General features: G+C 45.1%; 19 protein-coding genes. 14 read left to right on the top strand and 5 right to left on the bottom strand.

From position 1 onward, the window contains the following. The first annotated feature begins 214 nt into the window (after positions 1 to 214). From QT979_RS07335 to QT979_RS07305, 7 genes are all read left to right on the top strand, one after another. On the top strand, positions 215 to 2,023 hold the full coding sequence (locus QT979_RS07335; protein ID WP_333308959.1) for an HlyD family efflux transporter periplasmic adaptor subunit: 1,809 nt from the start codon (positions 215 to 217) through the stop codon (positions 2,021 to 2,023). Positions 2,024 to 2,083: 60 nt separating this feature from the next. Next, on the top strand, positions 2,084 to 2,548 hold the full coding sequence (locus QT979_RS07330; protein ID WP_333212837.1) for a HetP family heterocyst commitment protein: 465 nt from the start codon (positions 2,084 to 2,086) through the stop codon (positions 2,546 to 2,548). A gap of 404 nt (positions 2,549 to 2,952) precedes the next feature. Then, the gene (locus QT979_RS07325; RefSeq protein WP_333212835.1) at positions 2,953 to 3,228 is read left to right on the top strand and encodes a hypothetical protein; all 276 of its coding nucleotides are present in this window, start codon (positions 2,953 to 2,955) and stop codon (positions 3,226 to 3,228) included. 610 nt (positions 3,229 to 3,838) lie between these two features. Further along, the gene (locus tag QT979_RS07320; RefSeq protein ID WP_333308957.1) at positions 3,839 to 4,165 is read left to right on the top strand and encodes a TonB-dependent receptor; all 327 of its coding nucleotides are present in this window, start codon (positions 3,839 to 3,841) and stop codon (positions 4,163 to 4,165) included. Between the two features lie 498 nt (positions 4,166 to 4,663). After that, positions 4,664 to 4,852, top strand: a complete 189-nt coding sequence (locus QT979_RS07315) for a hypothetical protein (protein WP_333308955.1) — start codon at positions 4,664 to 4,666, stop codon at positions 4,850 to 4,852. Positions 4,853 to 5,536: 684 nt separating this feature from the next. After that, positions 5,537 to 6,679, top strand: coding sequence for a hypothetical protein (locus QT979_RS07310; RefSeq protein ID WP_333308953.1), 1,143 nt, complete (start codon positions 5,537 to 5,539; stop codon positions 6,677 to 6,679). Positions 6,680 to 6,764: 85 nt separating this feature from the next. Next, the gene (locus tag QT979_RS07305; RefSeq protein ID WP_333308951.1) at positions 6,765 to 7,505 is read left to right on the top strand and encodes a peptidylprolyl isomerase; all 741 of its coding nucleotides are present in this window, start codon (positions 6,765 to 6,767) and stop codon (positions 7,503 to 7,505) included. Positions 7,506 to 8,101: 596 nt separating this feature from the next. On the opposite strand, the gene recQ is transcribed toward QT979_RS07305, so the two are convergent. After that, positions 8,102 to 10,297, bottom strand: coding sequence for a DNA helicase RecQ (gene recQ, locus QT979_RS07300; RefSeq protein WP_333308949.1), 2,196 nt, complete (start codon positions 10,295 to 10,297; stop codon positions 8,102 to 8,104). Positions 10,298 to 10,394: 97 nt separating this feature from the next. On the opposite strand from recQ, the gene QT979_RS07295 reads away from it, so the two are divergent. Continuing rightward, positions 10,395 to 10,679, top strand: coding sequence for a DUF427 domain-containing protein (locus QT979_RS07295; RefSeq protein WP_190738299.1), 285 nt, complete (start codon positions 10,395 to 10,397; stop codon positions 10,677 to 10,679). Between the two features lie 332 nt (positions 10,680 to 11,011). Here the strand turns inward: QT979_RS07295 and QT979_RS07290 are convergent, their stop codons facing one another. Further along, positions 11,012 to 11,674, bottom strand: coding sequence for an L-threonylcarbamoyladenylate synthase (locus QT979_RS07290; protein WP_333308947.1), 663 nt, complete (start codon positions 11,672 to 11,674; stop codon positions 11,012 to 11,014). A 75-nt stretch (positions 11,675 to 11,749) separates the two neighbouring features. On the opposite strand from QT979_RS07290, the gene larC reads away from it, so the two are divergent. After that, entirely contained in the window at positions 11,750 to 13,234 is a 1,485-nt protein-coding gene (larC, locus tag QT979_RS07285) for a nickel pincer cofactor biosynthesis protein LarC (RefSeq protein WP_333212821.1), read from the top strand. A 363-nt stretch (positions 13,235 to 13,597) separates the two neighbouring features. Here larC and QT979_RS07280 read toward each other — a convergent pair whose 3' ends face one another. Together QT979_RS07280 and QT979_RS07275 are read right to left on the bottom strand one after the other, a co-directional pair. Then, entirely contained in the window at positions 13,598 to 15,949 is a 2,352-nt protein-coding gene (locus QT979_RS07280) for a PhoX family phosphatase (RefSeq protein ID WP_333212819.1), read from the bottom strand. A gap of 174 nt (positions 15,950 to 16,123) precedes the next feature. Beyond that, complete coding sequence (locus QT979_RS07275; protein WP_333308945.1) at positions 16,124 to 16,591, bottom strand: hypothetical protein; 468 nt, start codon at positions 16,589 to 16,591, stop codon at positions 16,124 to 16,126. Between the two features lie 289 nt (positions 16,592 to 16,880). On the opposite strand from QT979_RS07275, the gene folK reads away from it, so the two are divergent. From folK to QT979_RS07255, 4 genes are all read left to right on the top strand, one after another. Next, complete coding sequence (folK, locus tag QT979_RS07270) at positions 16,881 to 17,369, top strand: 2-amino-4-hydroxy-6-hydroxymethyldihydropteridine diphosphokinase (protein WP_333212817.1); 489 nt, start codon at positions 16,881 to 16,883, stop codon at positions 17,367 to 17,369. 163 nt (positions 17,370 to 17,532) lie between these two features. Continuing rightward, positions 17,533 to 18,081 (top strand): NUDIX hydrolase, encoded by a 549-nt coding sequence (locus tag QT979_RS07265; RefSeq protein ID WP_333136399.1) that lies wholly within the window; start codon positions 17,533 to 17,535, stop codon positions 18,079 to 18,081. 135 nt (positions 18,082 to 18,216) lie between these two features. Beyond that, complete coding sequence (locus QT979_RS07260; RefSeq protein WP_333308966.1) at positions 18,217 to 19,668, top strand: FAD-binding domain-containing protein; 1,452 nt, start codon at positions 18,217 to 18,219, stop codon at positions 19,666 to 19,668. A 114-nt stretch (positions 19,669 to 19,782) separates the two neighbouring features. Beyond that, positions 19,783 to 20,430, top strand: a complete 648-nt coding sequence (locus tag QT979_RS07255) for a Uma2 family endonuclease (RefSeq protein ID WP_333308943.1) — start codon at positions 19,783 to 19,785, stop codon at positions 20,428 to 20,430. A 102-nt stretch (positions 20,431 to 20,532) separates the two neighbouring features. Here the strand turns inward: QT979_RS07255 and QT979_RS07250 are convergent, their stop codons facing one another. Beyond that, positions 20,533 to 20,982, bottom strand: coding sequence for a hypothetical protein (locus tag QT979_RS07250; protein WP_333085546.1), 450 nt, complete (start codon positions 20,980 to 20,982; stop codon positions 20,533 to 20,535). 97 nt (positions 20,983 to 21,079) lie between these two features. On the opposite strand from QT979_RS07250, the gene QT979_RS07245 reads away from it, so the two are divergent. Further along, positions 21,080 to 21,406 carry a hypothetical protein gene (locus QT979_RS07245; protein ID WP_333212814.1) on the top strand — a complete coding sequence of 109 codons (327 nt, stop codon included), beginning with the start codon at positions 21,080 to 21,082 and terminating at the stop codon, positions 21,404 to 21,406.

Below are 21,406 nucleotides of genomic sequence, written 5' to 3'. Positions count from 1 at the left end.
TCATTAGTCATTAGTCATTAGTCATTAGTCATTAGTCATTAGTCATTAGTCATTAGTCATTAGTCATTAGTCATTAGCAACCAATACAAGACTAAATATCATTTTTACTGACTCCTGACTCCTGACTCCTGACTACTAATTTCTGACTCCTGACTTATAGCTCCTAACAACTGCCAACTGCCAACAGTCAACAGACTAATTTGGAGGAAATAAAATGTTTTCAGAAGATGCCAAAGAATTAGGTCACGCTCCTAACGAAATAGGTGAAGTCTATGGGGGCGTAGCTTCTAGGCAAGAAAACGAAACCAGAAAAAAAGACCGATCTTTAGAAGTTGTCGAATCTCAAAATCGCTCTTCTCAAACTCATGACGGTATCAATATTGCAAAATTACAGTTACGGCAGCCTGATGCCAATAATTGGTCTACTTCTTTGCACTCGGTACTCGACCAGCCACCAGTATCTTTTCCGCAGCGGTTGATATTAGGAGGAATGGTTTTTTCCGTAGCTTTTGGAACGTGGGCAACTTTGGGAAAAATTGACGAGGTTGGTCATGCTCAGGGCAAATTAGTTCCCAAAGGCGCTGTTTACAAAATTCACCCTACGGAGACGGGAAAAATTATTAACCTCGCTATCAAAGAAGGTCAAAAAATCAAAGCTGGACAATTATTGGCCGAATTAGACCCGTCGAATGCTCAGAGCGAGGTGGAGCGTCTTGATAAAATTCTGGACTCTTATCGGATTCAATTGGTGCAAGAGATGAGTTCGATCGAGAGAACTAAACTGGAAGTTGAAGCGAGCCAAGCTATTGCTGCTGCAGACCAGCGGGGGGCTGAAGCTGCGATCGCCCGTGCTCGCGCTTCAGCGGCCACCACGCAGTCTCAAATCGAGCAATTGCAAGCAGATTTAGTGTCTCAGCAAGCGCGTAAGCAACAGCTCAAACCTCTGGAAAAGAATGTGCAAGACTTGCTCTCGCAACTGAAAACAGATATTAACTCCCAGCAAGGGCGGCGCGATCAGGTGAAACCTTTGCAACGCAAGACTCAAGAATTGCTGGGTCAATTGCAAGCAAAAGTAGCCGCTCACAAAGAGCGGATCGCGCGTCTCAAACCTTTGGTAGATGAAGGAGCTCTGTCAAAAGACGTATTGTTTCAAGCTGAGGAAGCTCTGCGAGAAAGCGAAAATGCGGTGATTAGAAGCCAGTTGGGGGAGACAACTCAGGCTGACGATCGCGCCTTTGAAGTCGAGCAAACCGTTCGCGACAGGCAAAGTGCTGCCATTAGGAGTCAACTGTCTGATGCAACTGGGGTTAAGGAAAGGTTGTTTGAAGTCGAGCAAAATTTGCGCGATCGAACTAGCGCCATTTCTAGATCTCAAGGTGAATTAGCCCAACAACTGGCAGAAGTCGATCGACTGCAAGCCGAAGCCGCCAGCAAACAAGCCGCAGCGCGCCAAATGCAGTTAGAAAAAGAGCAAAAAATTCAGCAGTTGGAAATGCAATTAAATCAAGTCAAATCCAAAATTGCCGAAACCCAAACCCTGCTCGATCAAGCAAAAAATAAGCTCAAACAAAGATTTCTCTACGCACCCGTCAGCGGAGTGATTTCCGCACTCAACATTCACAACACCGGCGAAGTAGTTCAACCGGGTCAAACTATTGCAGAAATGACTCCGAATCACGCTCCGCTAGTGCTGGAAGTCAGTTTGCCGAACCGAGAAGCGGGATTTGTCAAAACCGGAATGCCGGTGCAAGTCAAATTCGATGCTTTTCCTTATCAAAATTACGGCGTGATTCCGGGAAAAGTTTTATCTATTTCGCCCGATGCCAAAACAGACGAGCGATTGGGTGTTTTTTACCGGGTGGAAGTGAGTATCGATCGAGACTCAGTGAAAGCCAAAAACCAAACCTGGAAACTCAAAGCTGGCCAAACAGCTACTGCGAAAATTGTCATTCGCCAGCGCAGCATAGCCGACATTTTGCTTGACCCTCTCAAGCAGCTACAAAAGGGCGGCATGAGTTTGTAGAACGTTAGTTAAGTGGTTGTTGTCCTTTGTCACTCTCTATACACAAAACAGGATAAAACAATGAATTCCCAATTTCACCATTCTGCCAATCATTCTCAAATTGGAATCAAACCAGAACAATTGGATGAGATAATTTCAGCCATCCTGGCAGGAAAGTATTCTTGGGCTTGTTTTTTACTTTTGCGGTGCACGGGTTACAATCCTCTGGACTATATCCCTTACCGTACTTCCAACCGCTTGCTTAAGGAAAACAGTCAAATCAGCAAGTCGAGTAAATCCGAAACTAAGCCTGCATTGGGGAAAATTGCGGATTTAGATTATGTGGAAGTGGTGAGGGAAAAACGAGCCGGAGTTCGAGGGGGTGATGCAATTCCGATGGGTAGCGAGTTGCACTCAGATACCGCAGGTTTTGTAGCTGAAGTCGCAGGCGCAGGTTCACATATCTCGGCGCCGGGGGTTGATGTTCACAATCAAGGATTTTGGGCTGGATGTAAGACGCGCTGGTTTAATTGGGCGGGTAAGTAATTTAGTCGATTGACCGACAACCCGATTGCGGGCGTTGGGTGTACCAATTTTTTGGTTGACTCACCGCGGGCGATCGGGTTTTTGAGTATCTAACATCCGCGCTTTCGATAAATCTGCCAAAATGGCAACCTTAGCCAAATTAATTACTTTATACTCAGAAACCCGATTTTAGCTATTGTGAATTTATCCTGCTTTGCGATCGAGTCTAATACAGTTATTCCTCTATTTCGGCAATGCCCGTCCTACTCAAGTTGATTGAGTAGCCTACCTTTTACGTTTTCAGTACCTGTCAAAATTAATCTGCCAAAATGGCAACACAGGTCTGATTAGCCTAGCTATATTAAATACAGAACAACCAAAGGTTGCTTCTAGCAAAAAACTCACAAGGAAAAAGGAGAAAAGCCATGATTATTTCCGATCTGAACTACTTGGAAACTGCTGAAACTTCTGATGTAGTTGGTGGTATCTTTTTCGGCCGCCTCAACTCCCGTGTCAAAGCCGAACTCGATGTTAAGGAACGTTTTGACGTTGACAAGATTTACACGCAATTTGTTGACATCAAGAACAATCTAGCGACAGCTCAATCTGAAGCTTTTGGGAAAAACACCTCGACCCAAATCTTTACTACTGTTGTAGAAGGTGAGTATTCTGCTTCCACTGGATTTTCTGCAGCTAGCTAGCATATAACTCCAATTCATCAAGTCACTTGGCAATTGGAATAAGTAGGTGGGCAGGAACAATTCTAACTATGTGGTTTCTAGTAGGGCTTCATTGCTCAAGCCCTACTAATAACTTAATACATAGACTTGAGGTTTTATTACAGAGTTGGGTTGATTCTGACCGCCTTACTTAGGTAATTTACGTAGTTGATTAATTTGCTTTTAAACAAGTAATCAACTGACGAGATCTATTTTCAAATAGAGCCGTAAGTGATTACCATTTACGACTTACAGATTTAGGATTTATCCAATTTTTTTATAATCAATAAAAATCGGTGTTCAACCCATGGCTGACTCTAAACTTGTTGTCAAACGCATAGTCTCACCCGATGGTAAAGTTATTGCTGAGGCGAAAAGCGTAATCGAAGCATCTGGCGATGATCGAGGTGAAATTAGTCAAAGCATTTCTGTAAAGGTTTCATCTGCTAATAGCTCCAGTGGTTACGCCAAATCGAGTTATAGTAGGTCTTCTTCATCGAGTTTTAGCAGCACTTCATCAACATCTAGTTGCTCTAGTATATCTTCAATTTAAAATGAATTGAGTCTGCTAAAAACTTCTCGTGATCCTGCCATGAAATATTGCTTAATCATCTCTGACTTAAGTTATTTAGAACCCATTAACGAAAGCGAAAGCACAGTTGTACAAGGTGGTAGCAATGTTTACGCTGATACATTCGCCACAACAACAGCCGAGCCTGGATATGCGATAGCTGTTGCAGGTGGACTAGCTATTGGTAATGAAACTTATACAAATGCTGTAACCAACACAACGGTTAAAGACTTGGGTAGTCTTGAGTATAGTAGAGCCAATTCAACAGCCAGAGCCTATGCAAGGACTGGAAACCAAAGTGCTTCATCTACACTTCGCAGTACTTCTATTTCATTTTTTGGGCGTTAATAGTCTCACCCGATAGGAAGATGATCGATAATACTGGGTTTCAGAAATCCTCTCAGGAGGATTAGGAATATCTAGTCTTAACCGACAAATATGGGAGTATAATTGGTGAGGAAAAAATTATATGCAGAGTGAGAAAATTGATAATTTTGAAACATTTAAGAAAATCAGAGAAAATTGAGATTCTGTATACGCCGCAGATCATCAGGCTCACTTCTTCTTATCCTGGATTTGGTTATCTGGATGGTTGCAGAGGGTTCATGAGCCGTGGTTCCTATTAGCTGCAAAACCAGATACCAAAAAAGATTCATCCTATGTTGCTTTTTTCCCTCTAAAAACTTTATTAGCCCACCAGGATGGAGGGGGCTTTGAAACTGAAATCTCCATGGCAGGAAATATTATAGCAGATTACACAGGACTTATTTGCCTGCCTGGTTATGAAGAAGAGGTAATTCCTGCTTTTGCTGCTTACATCCAGCAAAAGTTAGTACAGATACACGGATGTCTCTCTTCTTGAGTAATTTTTCTGCCGATAGTTTTGAACTCAGTCAACTCCGCATTCAAAGTGTGAATGAAGAAGAACCCGATATTTATCTTGCTCCTTATGTTTCATTACCAGATGACTGGGATCAATATCTGCAAAACTACGTCGGTGTCAATACCAGGGCGATCGCCCTGCACCTGCCATGAGTCCGCATCCCTTTGATCGCGATCATATTCAAATCGGCCAAATCCGTCGCCTTCCAGGCTGATGCAAGCCCCTCCAACCGCCGTTCCAAGTCCCCTCCCATCCGCTCAACCACAGTCATCAAACTGTTGCCAAACCCCGCTCTGTTAATCACAATTCAGGAACGGGAGCAGCGGTGTGTCATCGGTTCTCAACACCAGCAAGCGCGCGCCCGGATACAAAGAGTATAAAAATTGAAAACAGGCGTAAGTCTGATAATTTCAAACAAATCTGCCAAATTGGCAACATACCTCTAATTAGTCCAGATATATTTAGGCAAATCGAAATAAAACACGGTTTTTGCTCATCTTTAGCAGTCCGCCCTAATATTTTTTCAGTACGGGCGATTGCAAGGAAGGTGCAGTTTAAATTTATACAAGCCTTTTGAGAGTGATGGTGATGGCTAAATCAAATGCCATTGGCAATCAGTACCGATCGCCCAGATTGGTGTTGGTAACAGTGTTGTCCCGTCCTACTTTCGGAATAGACCAAGGTTCATTTATGAAAAACATTTCGGTCTTTAGTGTGAAGTCAAGAGCAATTGCTTCACACTTTTTAAAATTATACATTTGCATTCATTGAAATGCGGAGTGTCGGCGATCGTGCAAGTGCTTTTCGTGTTGATAGGTCAAAGGAGATAAATCGCGATGCCTCCATTAGATTTATTAGCTCCTGATCCCTTAAATAATATTGTTGGAAACAGCAATAGTTTAAACACCTTGTATTCGTTGGCGAATAACCCTGGTGGTGGCAGCAGCAGTTCCAACAAGTCTAGTTCCTTTGTAGATAGCAGCGGTGCAGGCAGTACCAGCAGCGCGACAGCAACTTCCCCGACGGGAAGTAGTACAAGTAGTGAGACTGCTTACGCTGTGGGGGCTACATCTAGCAGTGGCAGCGCGACAGCGAGTGCTTCCACAGTGGCGCCCCCAACTACTAACGCCACAGCGCCAGCACCTACGCCCACACCCATACTGTCAAATAATGACGGTGCAATGCTCACCCCGCTAACTGGCGGCACTTCTAGCAATTCAAGTCCTTCCAATTTCTCTCTAGACGGTACGGGTACTGGCGACGAGAGTACGACAATTTCTGATCCCACAAATAACAGTAACAGCAATAATTCGATCGCACTTCCCGGTAACAATGCCAACAGCAATGCTGAGACAACGCCGCCTCCTGAAATTACCGCCCCAGACAATAATCCTGCGGTATTAACTGTCACCTACGACAGTAACGGCGACGGATATTGGCGGGGCACCAGCGATAGAGATGTCATTACTTGCGGTAGCGGGAGTGATCAAATTTTCGCAGGAAGCGGCGACGATATTGTCCAAGCTAACAGAGGTGATGATGCGATCGATGGAGGCGATGGAAACGACACTTTGCGGGGAGGGAAAGGTCAAGATTTGCTGATTGGTGGCAACGGCGACGATTTTCTTTGTGGCGACTTCGGCACCGATACATTGATTGGAGGTAGCGGCGCTGATACCTTTGCATTTCAACCCGAAACAGCGAGTGCAGCAGCTAATCCATTTTTAGCCGATCGAGTCGTTGATTTCAATCCCGCTCAAGGCGATCAAATTGGGCTAATAGGGGGACTTTCGGTAACAGACTTGACACTCGTCGCGTTTGATACTGATGGTGACGGTACGATAGACGCCACTCTGCTCAAGTTTAGTTCCAATAATGGCGATCGAATTTTAGCTGTTGTTTTGGGAACAGTTAACGCAGCGGGTGCAACAACTTTGAGCAATGCTGATTTTATTAGTTTGCCAAATGACATCTTGTAGCTAACCGTTAACCGTTAACCCCAACTACCCCGCAGGAAGCGTCGGGGGATGAACTTAATAAAGTCATATAGGTGGAGAGAGAAAGATGAAGGACTTTTACGGGCCATTGATTGAAGCAAGTGAAATCATTGAACTACTCAGACAAGAGCAGCAAATAAAGACATTTAGTCAAAAGGTTTTGCAGAAAAAAGTTATTGAGAAAGCAGCCCTGGAACGGGGGTTAACTGTGACTCCCGACGAAATTCAAGCTGTGGGCGACCAACTCCGCCGCGAGAAGCGTTTGGAGAAAGCGGCGGATACGATTGCTTGGCTGGTCGATCAGATGATTTCGGTAGAAGATTTAGAAGCCGGAATTTGCGATCGGCTCCTCAGCCAAAAACTAGCCGAACACTTGTTCAGCAAAGAAGTAGAAAAGATTTTTATTCAAAACAAATTGCAATTCGACCAAATAATTCTTTATCAAATAGTTGTTGCAAACCCCCAGCTTGCTCAGGAACTATTTTATCAAATTCAAGAAGGAGAAATCAGCTTTTTTGATGCTGCTCATCTTTACGACATTGACGAAAATAGCCGGCATTTATGCGGTTGCAAAGGCAAGGTTGATCGGTGGGGTTTAAAACCAGACATAGCCGTCGCCGTATTTAGCGCTAAACCCGGAGAAGTAATTCGTCCAATTGAAACAGAGCTAGGATATCACTTGTTCCTGGTTGAAAAGTTTCTCCCGGCGGAATTAACCCCTGAACGGTATCAAGAAATATTGCACAATCTGTTTAACGAATGGTTAGCTAACGAAGTCAACTATTTATTGTACACTGCTAAAGTTTAGAAACTTACTTTCTCGCCCTCAAAAACCCCTCTATATAATTTTCCCAACACCAAATACCATGCTAAAATTTAGGGTGTTTATGGCTGCACAGAGACACTTAATATCGTTTCCGGCTGCATCAATATAATTCAATCATTGGAGCGGGGCGTAAGTGTAAAGAGTCTCCTGCGTGTGGATTTAAAGATTAATCTCTCTCACTCTACTACTTATATAAAAAGTGGTTTGACTAGGGTAGTTATACCTCAATAAGGTTCAGTTAAAAAGGTAATTTCTCGCCCTCCTCACTCACTAAAATTGAGAACAGAAGAAAGTCTCGACGATTGCTTCTTACCCTCGCAACGGCACGAACCATAGCGAACAATGAGACGGTTAGCCAACTCAAGCTTACTGACTTATAGCAATTTAAAAATTACTTTTGAAATTTGAGTTTTGCCAACCCCACATCTGCCAGCTAGCACAGCCAAATGGAAAAAATATATCGGTTAAAAACGCTACTTTAATATATTATCCCCAAAAGCTAATTTATTTATTATCATTTGTCCCTCCTATCTATTAATTATCTGCGCCCACCAGCGTTCATCAGCCTACATCGGCGGTTAAAAACCTACATAATTTTGCCGCCACCAAGCCCGCACAAACTTAATCTCCTCAAAAGTATAACGTTCTTCCAAAAAATCATAAATTGCTCTCAGTTTTTCATCTCCCATAACTTCAATAGCGTACACTATCGCCTGCTGGCGTTCCGATTCAACCAACAAATTTATATCAACTTCCCTGCCCATTTCCATCAATTCTATCAGATGCCCAGAAATAGTATTAGGACTCATCCCCCGCGCATTCGCTATTCCTTGAACTGTCAAACCTTGTCGGTATAATTCCCAGGTTTGCATCTGCGAATAAGACGCAACGTTGGAAAGATTGGGAAGATTAGCGACCTCAGAAGATGCAGCACTACTTGACAATCCTTGTTCTTGGCAAAAATTGCGAATTGCCTCCAAGAAAACTTTACCGTACTTATTTCGCTTGTTGCTACCAACGCCGTAAACTTCCTCGAACTCGGTGAGATTTTGTGGGCGTTTTTCTGCCATATCTCGCAAGCTTTTATCGGCAAAAACTACGTAAGGTGGTACAAATTGTTCGTCGGCAATTTGTTTGCGTAGTGTCCGCAGTATGGCAAATAAACCTTCTACTTCTACTGCCAAAGACCGAACTTTACCCTGTACTTCTCGCTGGGGTTCAATGGCGATTTCAACTATGCGCTGACGTTTCATGATTTCCCAACTTTTTTCATTCAGTTTCAAAATGGGAAACCCGTCTGTTCTTTCCTCTAAAAAACCTTGATTTAACAGCGAACGACTCAACTTTTTCCATTCCTCAGCACTTCTATCTTTGCCAATTCCGTAAGTAGAAAGTTGGTTGTGCTGGTATTGCAATATTTTTTGATTTTTTGAACCGCGCAGCACGTCAATAATGTGATTCATGCCGAATTTTTCTTGGCATCTGGCGACGCAAGATAGAAATTTCATTGCCTCAATCGTCCAATCTTCTACTGGTTTTTGGTTGCAACAGTTATCGCAAGTACCGCAGTTTCCGGGGAATGAATCGCCAAAATAACTTAACTGGATTGTGCGACGGCAATCGCTGGATTCTGCATAGTTGATTACTCGACGTAATTGTTGGCGGGCAATTCGTTGTTCTTGCGGATCTGGTTTTTGCTCGATGATGTATTCGATGGTTTTGACATCGCCGTAGCCGTAAAATAAGCTGCAATGGGCGGGTTCGTTGTCTCGGCCTGCGCGGCCGGATTCTTGATAGTATCCTTCGAGATTCTTGGGTAAGTCGTAGTGAATTACAAACCGCACGTCGGGTTTGTTAATGCCCATACCGAAAGCAACTGTGGCTACCATTACTTGCACGTCGTCGCGAATGAAGCGGGTTTGATTGGTTGTGCGATCGACATCGTTCATGCCGGCGTGGTAGGGTAAGGCTTGGATGCCGCTTTGTTGCAATTTATAGGCAACTTCGTCAACTTTTTTGCGGCTGAGGCAATAGATAATTCCCGAACCGCCTTTTTTTTGGATAATTTGCAAAACTTCGGCAAAACTGTGCTTAGTTTTGGGGCGAACTTCGTAGTATAAATTGGGACGGTTGAAACTGGCGACGTGGATGTAGGGATTTCGCAGAGTTAGCTGCTGGATAATGTCTTGGCGGACGCGCTCGGTGGCGGTGGCGGTTAGTCCCATAATGGGAATGTCGGGATATCGATCGCGCACTCGCTGCATTTGCCTGTATTCTGGTCGAAAGTCGTGCCCCCATTCCGAAACGCAGTGGGCTTCGTCGATCGCAAATGCCGAAATTCCTAACTTATTTGCTACTATATCTAAAAATGGTAAAAATCTCTCACCCAGCAAGCGTTCGGGTGCAACATAAAGCAATTTAATCTTACCTTCGAGAATCGCAGTTTCGCGCGATCGGGTTTCCTGACTGCTCAAAGTGCTGTTGAGAAAAGTCGCCCCAATTCCATTATCCTGCAAAGCTTCCACCTGGTCTTGCATCAGAGCAATTAACGGTGAAACAACCACTGTCAATCCCGGTTTCAACAGTGCCGGTAATTGAAAACACAAAGACTTGCCACCACCCGTCGGCATGACAATCATCATATCCCGTTTTTGTAAAGCAGCTTCGACAATTTCCTGCTGTCCCGGACGGAAAGAGTCATAGCCAAAAAAATGTTTAAGAGCTTGTTCCAGGGACAGTGGCACAGAAGATATTGGCGGATGAGACGCTGGCATTTGCAGTAGTTGGTTGTTGGCTTCTCAACTATTCTATGCCTTTTGAGCACAAATACAGTTACAATAATTGAGAATCTCAATTTAAGCAGAAAAACTGATGCCGAAAGCAATTTGGAATGGTGCCGTTTTGGCCGAGAGCGACAAGTGCGAAATTGTAGACAACAACTATTATTTCCCCGCCGATGCCATTAACCGTGAGTATTTCAAGGATAGCAGCACTCACACTACTTGTGGTTGGAAAGGTGTTGCTAGTTACTACAGTGTCGAAGTCGGCGGACAAGTTAATAAAGATGCTGCTTGGTACTATCCTACTCCAAAAGATGCTGCTAAAAATATTGCCGGATATATTGCTTTTTGGAAAGGAGTTAAGGTAGAGGCTTAGGTTTTCTCCGCAGGTTTGTTAGCTGGCGATTCCGACAGGCCGCCAGGGAATTAATTCCCTGGCTCATAGCTGAAGTCGTCTTAAGACGACTGTGGAAATTAGGGAGGAATAACATAAGTTGCGATGAGTTCAAATAGAAATAATATCTAATATCTACTGATAGCGATTGCTCCTCTGATAATTGTCAATCCTTTAAAATATAGGACAGAGCTTAATTAAATTCAATACCATAACCGCTATATTTAACAGTCCTCTTTGAGAGGACTTTCGCTATGAGACGGGGGTTTTGAACCCCCGGCGGACTGTTGGAGAAGCGAAAGCATCCTCAAATTTTAATCTTCCCAAACGGCGACAGCTTCCGAACCCAAACCACGGCGAACAACAATCGGTTCGCTTGCGGTCAAATCGAGAATGGTGGAAACTTGATATCCCGGATCGGAACCGTCATCGACAATGACATCTACTAACTTTGAAAAACAGTCAAAAAGTTCAGCTTTGCCAAAACTTTCTGCTTTTCCTGCTGGCACGGGTGCTGAACCTTCATCATCCGTGGTAATGTGAGCGGATGTTGAAATAATTGGATTTCCCAAGGCTTCCAACAGTGTAAAACAAAGCCGCTGGTCGGGCACGCGAATTCCAGTAGTTTTCCGTTTTGGGTTCATTACCAACCGTGGCACTAACTTGGTAGCTGGCAGCAAAAATGTATAAGGCCCCGGTATTAACCGCTTGATAATTCTGTATGCTTCATCGCTGACGGCAGCATAGTCGGTGATATTTGACAGAGAGGAACAGAGGAATGTTAAAGGCTTATCATTGGATAGTTGCTTGATTTGCCGGACTCGTTCTACCGCAGACTTGGAGTTGATATCGCAGCCGATCGCATAAACTGTATCTGTCGGATAAAGCATCACTGCCCCATCTTTCAGAGCTTTGTTAATTTTCTCTATCCGGTCTCTTTGGGGTGCAACTGGATGCACTTCGTAAATAGTTGCCATGTTAAGATATTGCAGGCTAAGTGGGCGCTCGAAATATCGAGTGAAACAATCAATGTTGAAAATTAATTGTTAACAATGAATAAAATAGCTTATTTTGACTGTCCAACCGGCATTGCTGGCGATATGTGCATTGGAGCTCTCATCCACGCTGGCGTTCCTTTAGACTACCTAATCGAAAAACTCAATTTGCTCGGCATTTCGACAGAGTACCAGTTGCGGACGGAATTAGTCCACCGGAATACTCAACAAGCCACTAAATTTTATGTCGATTTAGCTGCGGATTTGTCGTTAAAACCCAAAAATCCCGCTACCGAACTCGATCCCTCGGAAACCGAATCCCCGACTTTTGACGCCCGCCACCACCATCATCACGGGGAAGAACATTCTCACAGTCACGGCGAAGCAGATGCAGAAATTAGTCACACTCATCACCGCAATTTACCCGAAATTGAGCAAATCATCGTCTCTGCAAAATTGCCTCCGCGCGTGGAAGCTTGGAGTTTGGCCGTATTTGGCAAATTAGCAGAGGCAGAAGGTGCCGTACACGGTATCCCCGCAAGCGAGGTTCACTTTCACGAGGTGGGGGCAACCGATGCAATTATTGATATTGTCGCTACTTGTTTGGGTTTGGATTGGTTGGATATTCAGGAGTTTTACTTTTCGGCGATGCCGACTGGTGGCGGTACGGTGAAGGCTGCACACGGCAGATTAGCGGTGCCGACGCCGGCGGTGATGCGGTTGTGGGAAACGCACCGAGTGCCGGTTTACAGCAACGGGATCGATCGCGAATTGTGTACTCCTACGGGAACTGCGATCGCCTGTACTCTCGCCTCTGCTTTCGGCCCGCCACCGCCGATGCAAATTCAGGCGATCGGTTTGGGTGCAGGTTCTCGAAATCTGGCAATTCCTAATATTTTGCGCCTCTGGATTGGGGAGAAGTCAGAAAGAAGTTCGGCAACGGATTCTGTAACGGATGTAACGGATAGAAGAAATAGGGAAGAAGGAAGTTCGGCAACGGATTCTGTAACTGATAGAAGAAATAGGGAAGAAGGAAGAGAGAAGTTTTTAAACAATTCCCCATTCCCGATGCCCAATGCCCAATTCCCAATGCCCAATTCCATAGAAACTATTACGGTGTTGGAAACGCAAATTGATGATTTGAGTCCGCAGGCGATCGGCTATGTTTTTGATGCTTTGTTTGCCGCCGGAGCTCTGGATGTTTTCACTGCCCCAATTGTGATGAAAAAGTCGCGGCTGGGGGTTTTGTTAACTGCGATTTGTCATCCAGAATTTGAGGATGCTTGCGAAGCTGTGATCTTTCGCGAGACTACTACTCTGGGGATTAGGCGATCGACTCAACAAAGAACGATTTTGCACCGAGAAATCCAGACAGTTCAAACAGAATACGGCGAAGTTAAGATAAAAGTTGCGAAGTCTGGAGAAACGATTGTTAATGTACAGCCGGAATACGAAGATTGCGCGGAAATTGCCCGACTTAAAAATATTAGCTGGCGGGAAGTTCACCGCTTGGCGCTGCAAAGTTGGTACGATCGCACTTAATCAATTACAGTGGCTTACAAGAGGAATTTAGTCCCTGACAGGCTGACAACCCGTCAGACTCAGCAGGCTTGAGGAATATCTAAATCAGAGGAATCCAAACCTCTGATATCGGCTTTAAGATGGCGAGGTAAATTCAGCTTTTCCGTCAATTCAGACGTAGTTTAGTTTTTGGCTACTTAAACTAATATTTAAGCACACTAAGTACGCAACCCCCAAGAGTACCCGTCCCCATCACTTGGGGCAACCGCAGCAACATCTCAATAAGCTTTTATGAACAGGCAAGATGCCTGTTCCACAAAGAGTGAATTGTCTTGTGGAACAGGCATCTTGCCTGTTAAGCGAGAATGGTGCAAGATGTGAGATTTAAACAAACTGACCCGTTGGAGTCGATCGCACCCGACGAATTCCAATCACCGACGGCATAGGCGAACGACGCCGATCATTCTCAATATTACTCGGCCACAAACTCCCGCGAGAAACACTACGAGTCTGATTGAAAACAGCACCGTTCAAATCCAACATTTCAATTTGCCGACTGAGTACAGTACCATCATCGATCGGGCAATCTTCCCCCGGATGCTGCACCGCAAGCAATAGCGTATCTCCCACAAAAGTCGGCCCCGTCATTTCGCACCGATTCGGGCCGTAAGCAAACGGAATTACTGTTCCTGCATTCGGCCCAGAACTAGGAATATAAAACAGCCAATTGTTGCCGAAAACTCCAGTAAAATCTGACACATTTCCAGTCTTCTTGTGGTCGATCGTCGTTGGCTTTCCAGCCGCACCCACATCAAAACCGTTATGCGTGCTCGTAGACATATCAGTCACACCCCAAACATTGCCTTGAAGGTCAAAAGCCAAATTATCTACACTAGCAAATCCCGCCCCAGCTACCGAACCCGCTTCTCCACCTTGGGCCAAACGCTGCCAGCGGAAAGTCAAACCTGCACCGTCTGGACTGTCTTCAATTATTTTGTAAAGTCCTCCCGACTGCTGGGTGCTGTTGACGGCGCTACCGTATTTAGCAACAGTAAAAATGCGAGAATCTGGATAGCCGTCGCTTCCGGGTGCGGCGTCCGTATAAGCAATAAAAACTTCCTTAGTAGTAGGATTAACTTCCAAATCTTCCGGCCGCGCCGTCGGAGTGCCACCAATCAAATTAGCAGCTAAGAAAGCATCAACTAACACCGCACCTTGGCTGCTGTAGAAATTAGCCAGAGTTTTATTTTGGTAGCCCGGAATTGCATTTGCTTCATTGGTTGTATCTACTACAAAAGAACCGCCGTCTTCGGTTTGACCAGCAATTCCGGCGCGTTTGGGTAAGCGAGTATTTGCATCTCTTTGAGCTTTGCCAAAACTTGCTAATTCCGCCTCGCCAACTTTAGAAGGACGCACCGGATTGGTCGGGGTATTTAATGCCAGTGGCAGCCATCTTCCAGTACCGTTGCGGTTATATTGGGCAACGTACAAAACGCCGTCTTCAAACAATCGGCTGTTGGTTTTATCTGCGGGATTGGTGACAGTACCGTTGCTGACAAATTTCCAGGTGTGTCCGCCGCGCCGATCGTCCCCCATGTACCCTATTAACTTGCGGCCTGCTTCAGCGCGAATCCCGACGTTTTCGTGGCGGAAACGGCCCAACCATGTGTGCTTCCGGGGGCGGAAACTCGGATCTTGGGGATCGACTTCTACCATCCAGCCGTATTTTTCGCCGACTAAGCCGAATTCCTCACCGATAGTGCCCTTGGCGTAGCCCGTTTGGCCACCGTTGGGTTTGATGTTTTCCTGAACTCCGACGAAGAATAGTTCGCTACCTTGGAAGTTTTCTTCGGCGGAGAGGATTGTTCCCCAAGGGGTTGTGGCGCCGGAACAGTTGTAAGCTGTACCGATGATGCGGTTGCCGAGTCCGTCGGTGTTGACTTGCGCGAAGACTTGGGTGGCTGCGGGGCCCGTGCCCGTGAGGTACTCGTTATCCCCTTGTCTGGTTCCCCAGGAGGTGACATCTTTGTATTTGTCGGTACGCTGGCTGTTGATTCCTAGCCCTGAAAGTCCGTGAATGCGTCGGTTGAGGGGGTCGCCGGCGATCGCCCCAAATCTACCGTTAGACTGTTTGGTGATGCGAACGATCGAACCACCAAGATTGTACAGAAATTCGCCGAGGGTATCGCGATTTTTTACCGATAAGTCTATACCGAGGACGGCGCGATCGGTGGTGGGAAATGGTGCCAGATCAGACGGCGCTTCCGGCGTCACTTTCGACATCGGAAAGCCTACATACTCGTGGTTAACCCAAAGATAACCGTCGTCACTGCTGCCGCGAAGGCCTACGAAGCCGGTGTAGTCGTTGTTGTAGCCGAAATAGTCTGCTGGATTGGGGAAAACTCGATCGCCCCAGCGGAGAATCACATACCGTTCGTATTCCGGCGGTACAACCACATCGTCAACAACGTTGTAGCTGGTTAATTTAGTATTCTGCGAGGCCGCCATCACGGTTCCCTGTCCGTTTAAGCCCGTCGGCATAAAGCTAGACAATTCTTGATAAACCGGCAGCGGGTGGGGAAGTCTTAACGGAGTGAAAGAGAGCGGCCCTACCACAGCTTCGGTCGAGGTGGAATTGATGCCAAACAGTGTTTGAGTTAGTTGAGGGGCAAGCACAGTGGTAGCTGCGCTGCTGCCGAAGAAAATTAGCAGTTGTCGGCGAGTTATTTTAGACATAAATTCCTGTTCAGCCCAACTTCCCTAATCAGATGATTCTGTATGAAACTCTATCACTATTAAATTAAGGGAAGTTAACCTGAAGGTTAATTAAAGTGGAATTATATTTGGGTTAATAATTGGTTATTTGTTGTTTGCTACCAATGCCCAATGCCCCATGCCCGATGCCCGATTTCAATCATCTCGAAAACCCGGATCATTTTCTCGGAATGTCGATCGACTCGGCGCCGGTACATTAATCACTTGCGAGAACCCAGAATTTGGGGACGAAATATTGCCGTTTCGGAATCCCAGCAGCAATTGAGCATCGGCAAAATATCTAGTCCACTGTTCAATTCTCGCATCTTGTTGCCAGTCGTGGCGGGATACTCTCGATCGCAAAACTGGAACTCTTTGTCGGCTGCGATCGGCTGTAATGATGATTGTAACTTCTGTTAATGCCGGATTTTCTTGAAACTCGCGGGCGATCGACTCTTTCGCTAAATCTTCCGCCTGCTGCACTAAACTCGCAAAAGATTGACTGCCGTCCGAATCTAGGGTAAGGTAGCGCTCTTTTGTTTGAGCCAAACCTATTGATATACTTGCTGTTAAACTGATAATTGCTAGAATGACAGCCGACAATAAGCGTAGGTACAAATTCATTATGTTTGAAACTAAATACTAACACTTGTCAATGATAGTTAATAAAATTTAACACTTGGTTAATATTTGATTAAAATAATATTTTGTGTCCTCACATTTCCCTAAAAAAATGTCCTGTAGGCTCAATTTACCACCAAAAATTAGGCTTTTAGGGTCTGGTTTTACTCGAAATATTTGTCGGTAGTAAAGGATATCGCTCAAGCAGCCCCCGCATTACTCTTCTTCCTTCTTCCTTCTTCCTGACATCCGTTACATCCGTTACACAATCCGTTGCCGAACCTTCTTCTTTATGAAATCAACAAAATGTGCGATCGCCCTTGGTAGCAACTTAGGCGACTCCCTCGCCACACTCAAAAGCGCGATCGTAACCCTCAACAACACCCCAGGAATAGCAGTAAAATCTCATTCAAGCTGGTATCAAACCGCCCCCGTTGGCCCGCCGCAACCCGATTACATCAACGCTTGCGCCATCCTAGAAGTTGCTTTAGAACCCGAACAATTGCTAGCAAAATTATTAGAAATTGAAATAAAATTTAATCGAATTCGCCGAGAAAAATGGGGGCCAAGAACCCTAGACCTAGATTTGCTGCTGTACGACAATTTAGTCCTAGAAACTCCGACACTGACTCTACCTCATCCCCGGATGACCGAAAGAGCTTTTGTATTAGTACCTTTAGCAGAAATTGCTCCGGATTGGGTGCATCCGGTGACGAAAAATGCGATCGTCCAACTCCTGCAAACCGCAGACTGTTCCGGAGTGCAAAAATTTCCCTTGTAAAAATGGAGCAAAATTCACGGATCGTACCAGTAAAAAAATGCAACCGTAGGTAAGCTCCCAACTGTGATAATTATCAGTCATTCCCCATCTAAAATCTAAAATCCTATGATATCGCCTATGATGTCTTAAATCGGTGCACTCAAACATTATTCGCTTGTCGCTTATGTCGATCGGTCAAGAACTACCCCAACTCCTCAAACAACGCCTATTTTACCAAGGGCGCAAATTTAATTTTGACGTGGCTACCCTCCGTCTTCCCAACGGTTCCGAAGGCGAGTGGGAATGTATTCGCCACCCAGGCGGAGCACTGGCAGTTCCCGTCACACCCGAAGGTAAACTCGTCTTGGTGCGACAATACCGCTTTGCCACAAAAGGGCGAATTTTAGAATTTCCCGCTGGTACGGTAGAAATCAATGAAAGCCCCGCCGAAACTATCAAACGCGAAATCGAAGAAGAAACCGGATATCGCGCTGGAAAATGGCAGAACTTAGGGCAATTTTTTCTCGCCCCCGGTTATTCTGACGAAATCATTTATGCTTTCTTAGCCCAAGATTTGGAAAAACTGGAAAAGCCGCCAGCACAAGACGATGATGAAGACATTGAAACAGTTTTATTCACCCCTGAAGAATTAGAAAAAGCTATTTTAGCTGGGGAACCAATTGACGCAAAATCCATTTCTAGCTTTTTCTTAGCCCGTCCATTTTTGACTTAAATAGGACTGACAGACAAACCCGGTTTCTTATAAAAATCCTGCGTCAAACCGATAAAAGTTAACTTAGAAACCGGGTTGTTGAACCCGCTTGTGTCCAGGACTGTAAAATCTAAAATCTAAAATCGAATGTCCGATATATCCAATCTCATTTTATTTTGGCACCGCCGCGACTTGCGTATTTCTGACAACATCGGACTGGCAGCAGCGCGCCAGCAAAGCCCGAAAGTTGTCGGAATTTTTTGTCTCGATCGCAATATCCTAAATCGCGATGACGTAGCGCCAGCTAGAGTCACCTACATGATCGGCTGCTTGCAAAAACTCTCCTCGCGTTACAGGGAAGCAGGCAGCCAATTGCTGATAATTCAAGATGATCCGATCCTAGGAATACCAAGATTAGCAACAGCTATAAATGCTCAAGCAGTATTTTGGAACTGGGATGTAGAACCCTACGCAAAACAGCGCGATCAGTCCGTATCAAACGCCCTCCAACAAGCAGGAATTCAAGTTCAAAATTTCTGGGATCAACTGCTGCACGCCCCAGATGAAATTCGCAGCGGTACAGGGACTCCCTACACAGTTTATACACCATTTTGGAAAAAATGGAACAGTAAACCTAAAGCCCAACCAGTAGAGACACTGCCGATAACTTATCTGGAATTAATGACCGGCTTAACCGCCGAAGAACAAGCAATCGCCAACCAAGCAGGTGCAATGGAAACAGTGCCAACAGCGTTGAGTTTGGGATTTATTTGGGAAAATCCATTAGTAATAGAACCCGGAGAAGATGCAGCGCAACAAAAATTAGAAGAATTTTGCGATCGGGCAATTTACCAATATCAAGAACAGCGCAATTTCCCCGCCATTAACGGCACATCCCAACTCAGCGCAGCCCTCAAATTTGGTGCAATTGGCATCCGCACTGTTTGGCAAGCTACCCAGATAGTAATGGACACTTGCCGCAGCGAAGAAGCGTGTACAAGCATCCGCACTTGGCAACAGGAAATAGCGTGGCGGGAATTTTATCAACACGCCATGTATAATTTCCCAGAAGTAGCAGACGGCCCCTACCGTCAAGCATTCAAAGACTTTCCTTGGGAGAATGATGAAACACTTTTTCAAGCTTGGTGTAAAGGCAAAACAGGGTATCCTATTATCGATGCAGCAATGCGACAGTTAAACCAGACAGGTTGGATGCACAATCGCTGCCGCATGATAGTCGCCAGTTTCCTGACCAAAGATTTAATTATTAACTGGCAGTGGGGTGAAAAATACTTCATGCAAAAATTGATAGATGCCGACATTTCTGCTAATAACGGCGGCTGGCAGTGGAGCGCATCGAGCGGTATGGACCCGAAACCTTTGCGAATATTTAATCCCGCGAGTCAAGCTCAGAAATTTGACCCGGAGGGGGAATATATTCGGCACTGGGTTCCAGAATTGCGCCGTGTTGATACTAAAGTTTTGCTAACAGGAAATATTTCGTCTTTAGAACGCAGACTTCTTCATTATCCCTCTCCGATCGTAGATCACAACGAGCAGCAGCGCAAGTTTAAGGAACTGTACACGCAGCAAAAAAACGCAGATTAGACAGCTCGATTTTTGGCTATAGTTAACAGTAAATTAAGTTGAGATAGCGCTGTCAACCCCTCAACTTAAAAGATGGTATCAGTTATAATAAACTTAAATAAATCGGAGGTTGAAATGGTAACGCTGCAATTAAGACAAATCAGTGTACCCCCAGGACATAGAGTCCTGTTCAATGATGTCAACTGGCAGGAATTTGAAGCAATTTTAGAAGAGTTGGGAGAACACCGTGGGTCTAGAATAGCTTACAGTCAAGGAACTTTGGAGATTAGGATGCCACTACCAGAACATGAGAAAGCTAAAATCATTATTAGCTATTTAGTTAAAATTCTGTTTGAGGAACTAGAAATCGACTTTGAACCATTTGGTTCGACGACTTTCCCGCGAAAAAGTATGTTACAAGGAATTGAGCCTGATGAATGTTTTTACATTCAGAATCACGCTCTAATGATTGGCAAAAAGCGGATAGACTTAACTGTCGATCCGCCACCTGACTTAGCAATTGAAGTCGATCTAACTTCCAAAACTCAACTCGATGCTTACGAAGCTTTGGGAGTACCTGAAATCTGGCGCTATGAAAATAACAAGCTTCAGATTAATGTGCTTCAAGATGGGAAATATGTTGAATCGGAAATTAGTCCAACTTTTCCCAATCTGCCAATTATTGAAGCTATTTCTCAATATTGCGAACAAAGCCAAACAGTGGGCACGAGTCCAACTCTCAGATTGTTTCGGAAGTGGGTTAGAGAACAAATACAAAATTGATATGAAATGGCTATTCCACGCACGGGCTGTTAGAAATCCGGCTTATTTACGATCGCCAAAAAGCCATTTTCTCACAGCAAGCGTCCTAATTCCGTTGTATTTTTAATTTCGCTTTTGGGAAATAGAGAGAGAGTAAGGGTGTTGACCTTGAGCTCGATCGCCCACAAAAATAACATAAGTCCCCTTGTCCCCATAACCGGAAAATTCTACATTCCCCGCCGCAGCATTCGCCGGCAGGACGCAGAAACGCCCCCTCGGCCCCTGAATCATCAAACTCGGAGCTCCAGCGGTTTGTACTGCAATCCGCCAGTAAGGCAAATCCTGCGTTACTTCAATGACGTGGTTCGGCCCTTGAGAGACAAAACCGCAGTCGCCGCTATTGTTCGGGCCGCCGGAAACTCCAGAAACTCCCAGCGGTTCGGGAAATCCGGGAGCAATTTGTAGCGGTTGGCTCCGAACAGCACCCGCATCCGCTAAAATCATTGCCAAGGCTAGGGTCACGATCGAGCTAAACCACAGTTTGCCGCGATCGCCCAGGTAATGGATCTTCATGTTTCCTCACACAATGGCATTTGGTTCTAGTTCTTTGACGGTAGGGGATAATGGCGGTTCCAAACACATTAATCTAAAATAACTTCGGAATTTTTTTATGAATCCTCAAAATAATTTCAATTGGCAGCAAGCGTTGGGAGAACTAAAAGCTAAAGTAGAACGATCGCCACTCATCACACAAAATCCAGACAGCTATCAAGCCGTCGGAACCTTCTACAATCAATTACTGGACAATTTTCAAAGACTCCCCAAACCTGGGCAGGTGGCAGCCTTTGCCGTCGGAGCGATAATTGTCCTGACAGTCTTCAATAGCATCGTACAGCTAATTTCAGCGCTGATGACTCTTGCCGTTCTCGGAGTGCTAATCTACATAGCGTATAAATTGGCAATTTCCCCCCAGTCCTCAAATACTAACGACAAATAA

Source organism: Microcoleus sp. w2-18bC1, assembly GCF_036700365.1.
Taxonomy (GTDB): Bacteria; Cyanobacteriota; Cyanobacteriia; order Cyanobacteriales; family Microcoleaceae; genus Microcoleus.
The sequence above is the reverse complement of the archived record's forward strand: the minus strand, read 5'-3'. Positions and strand labels throughout refer to the sequence as shown.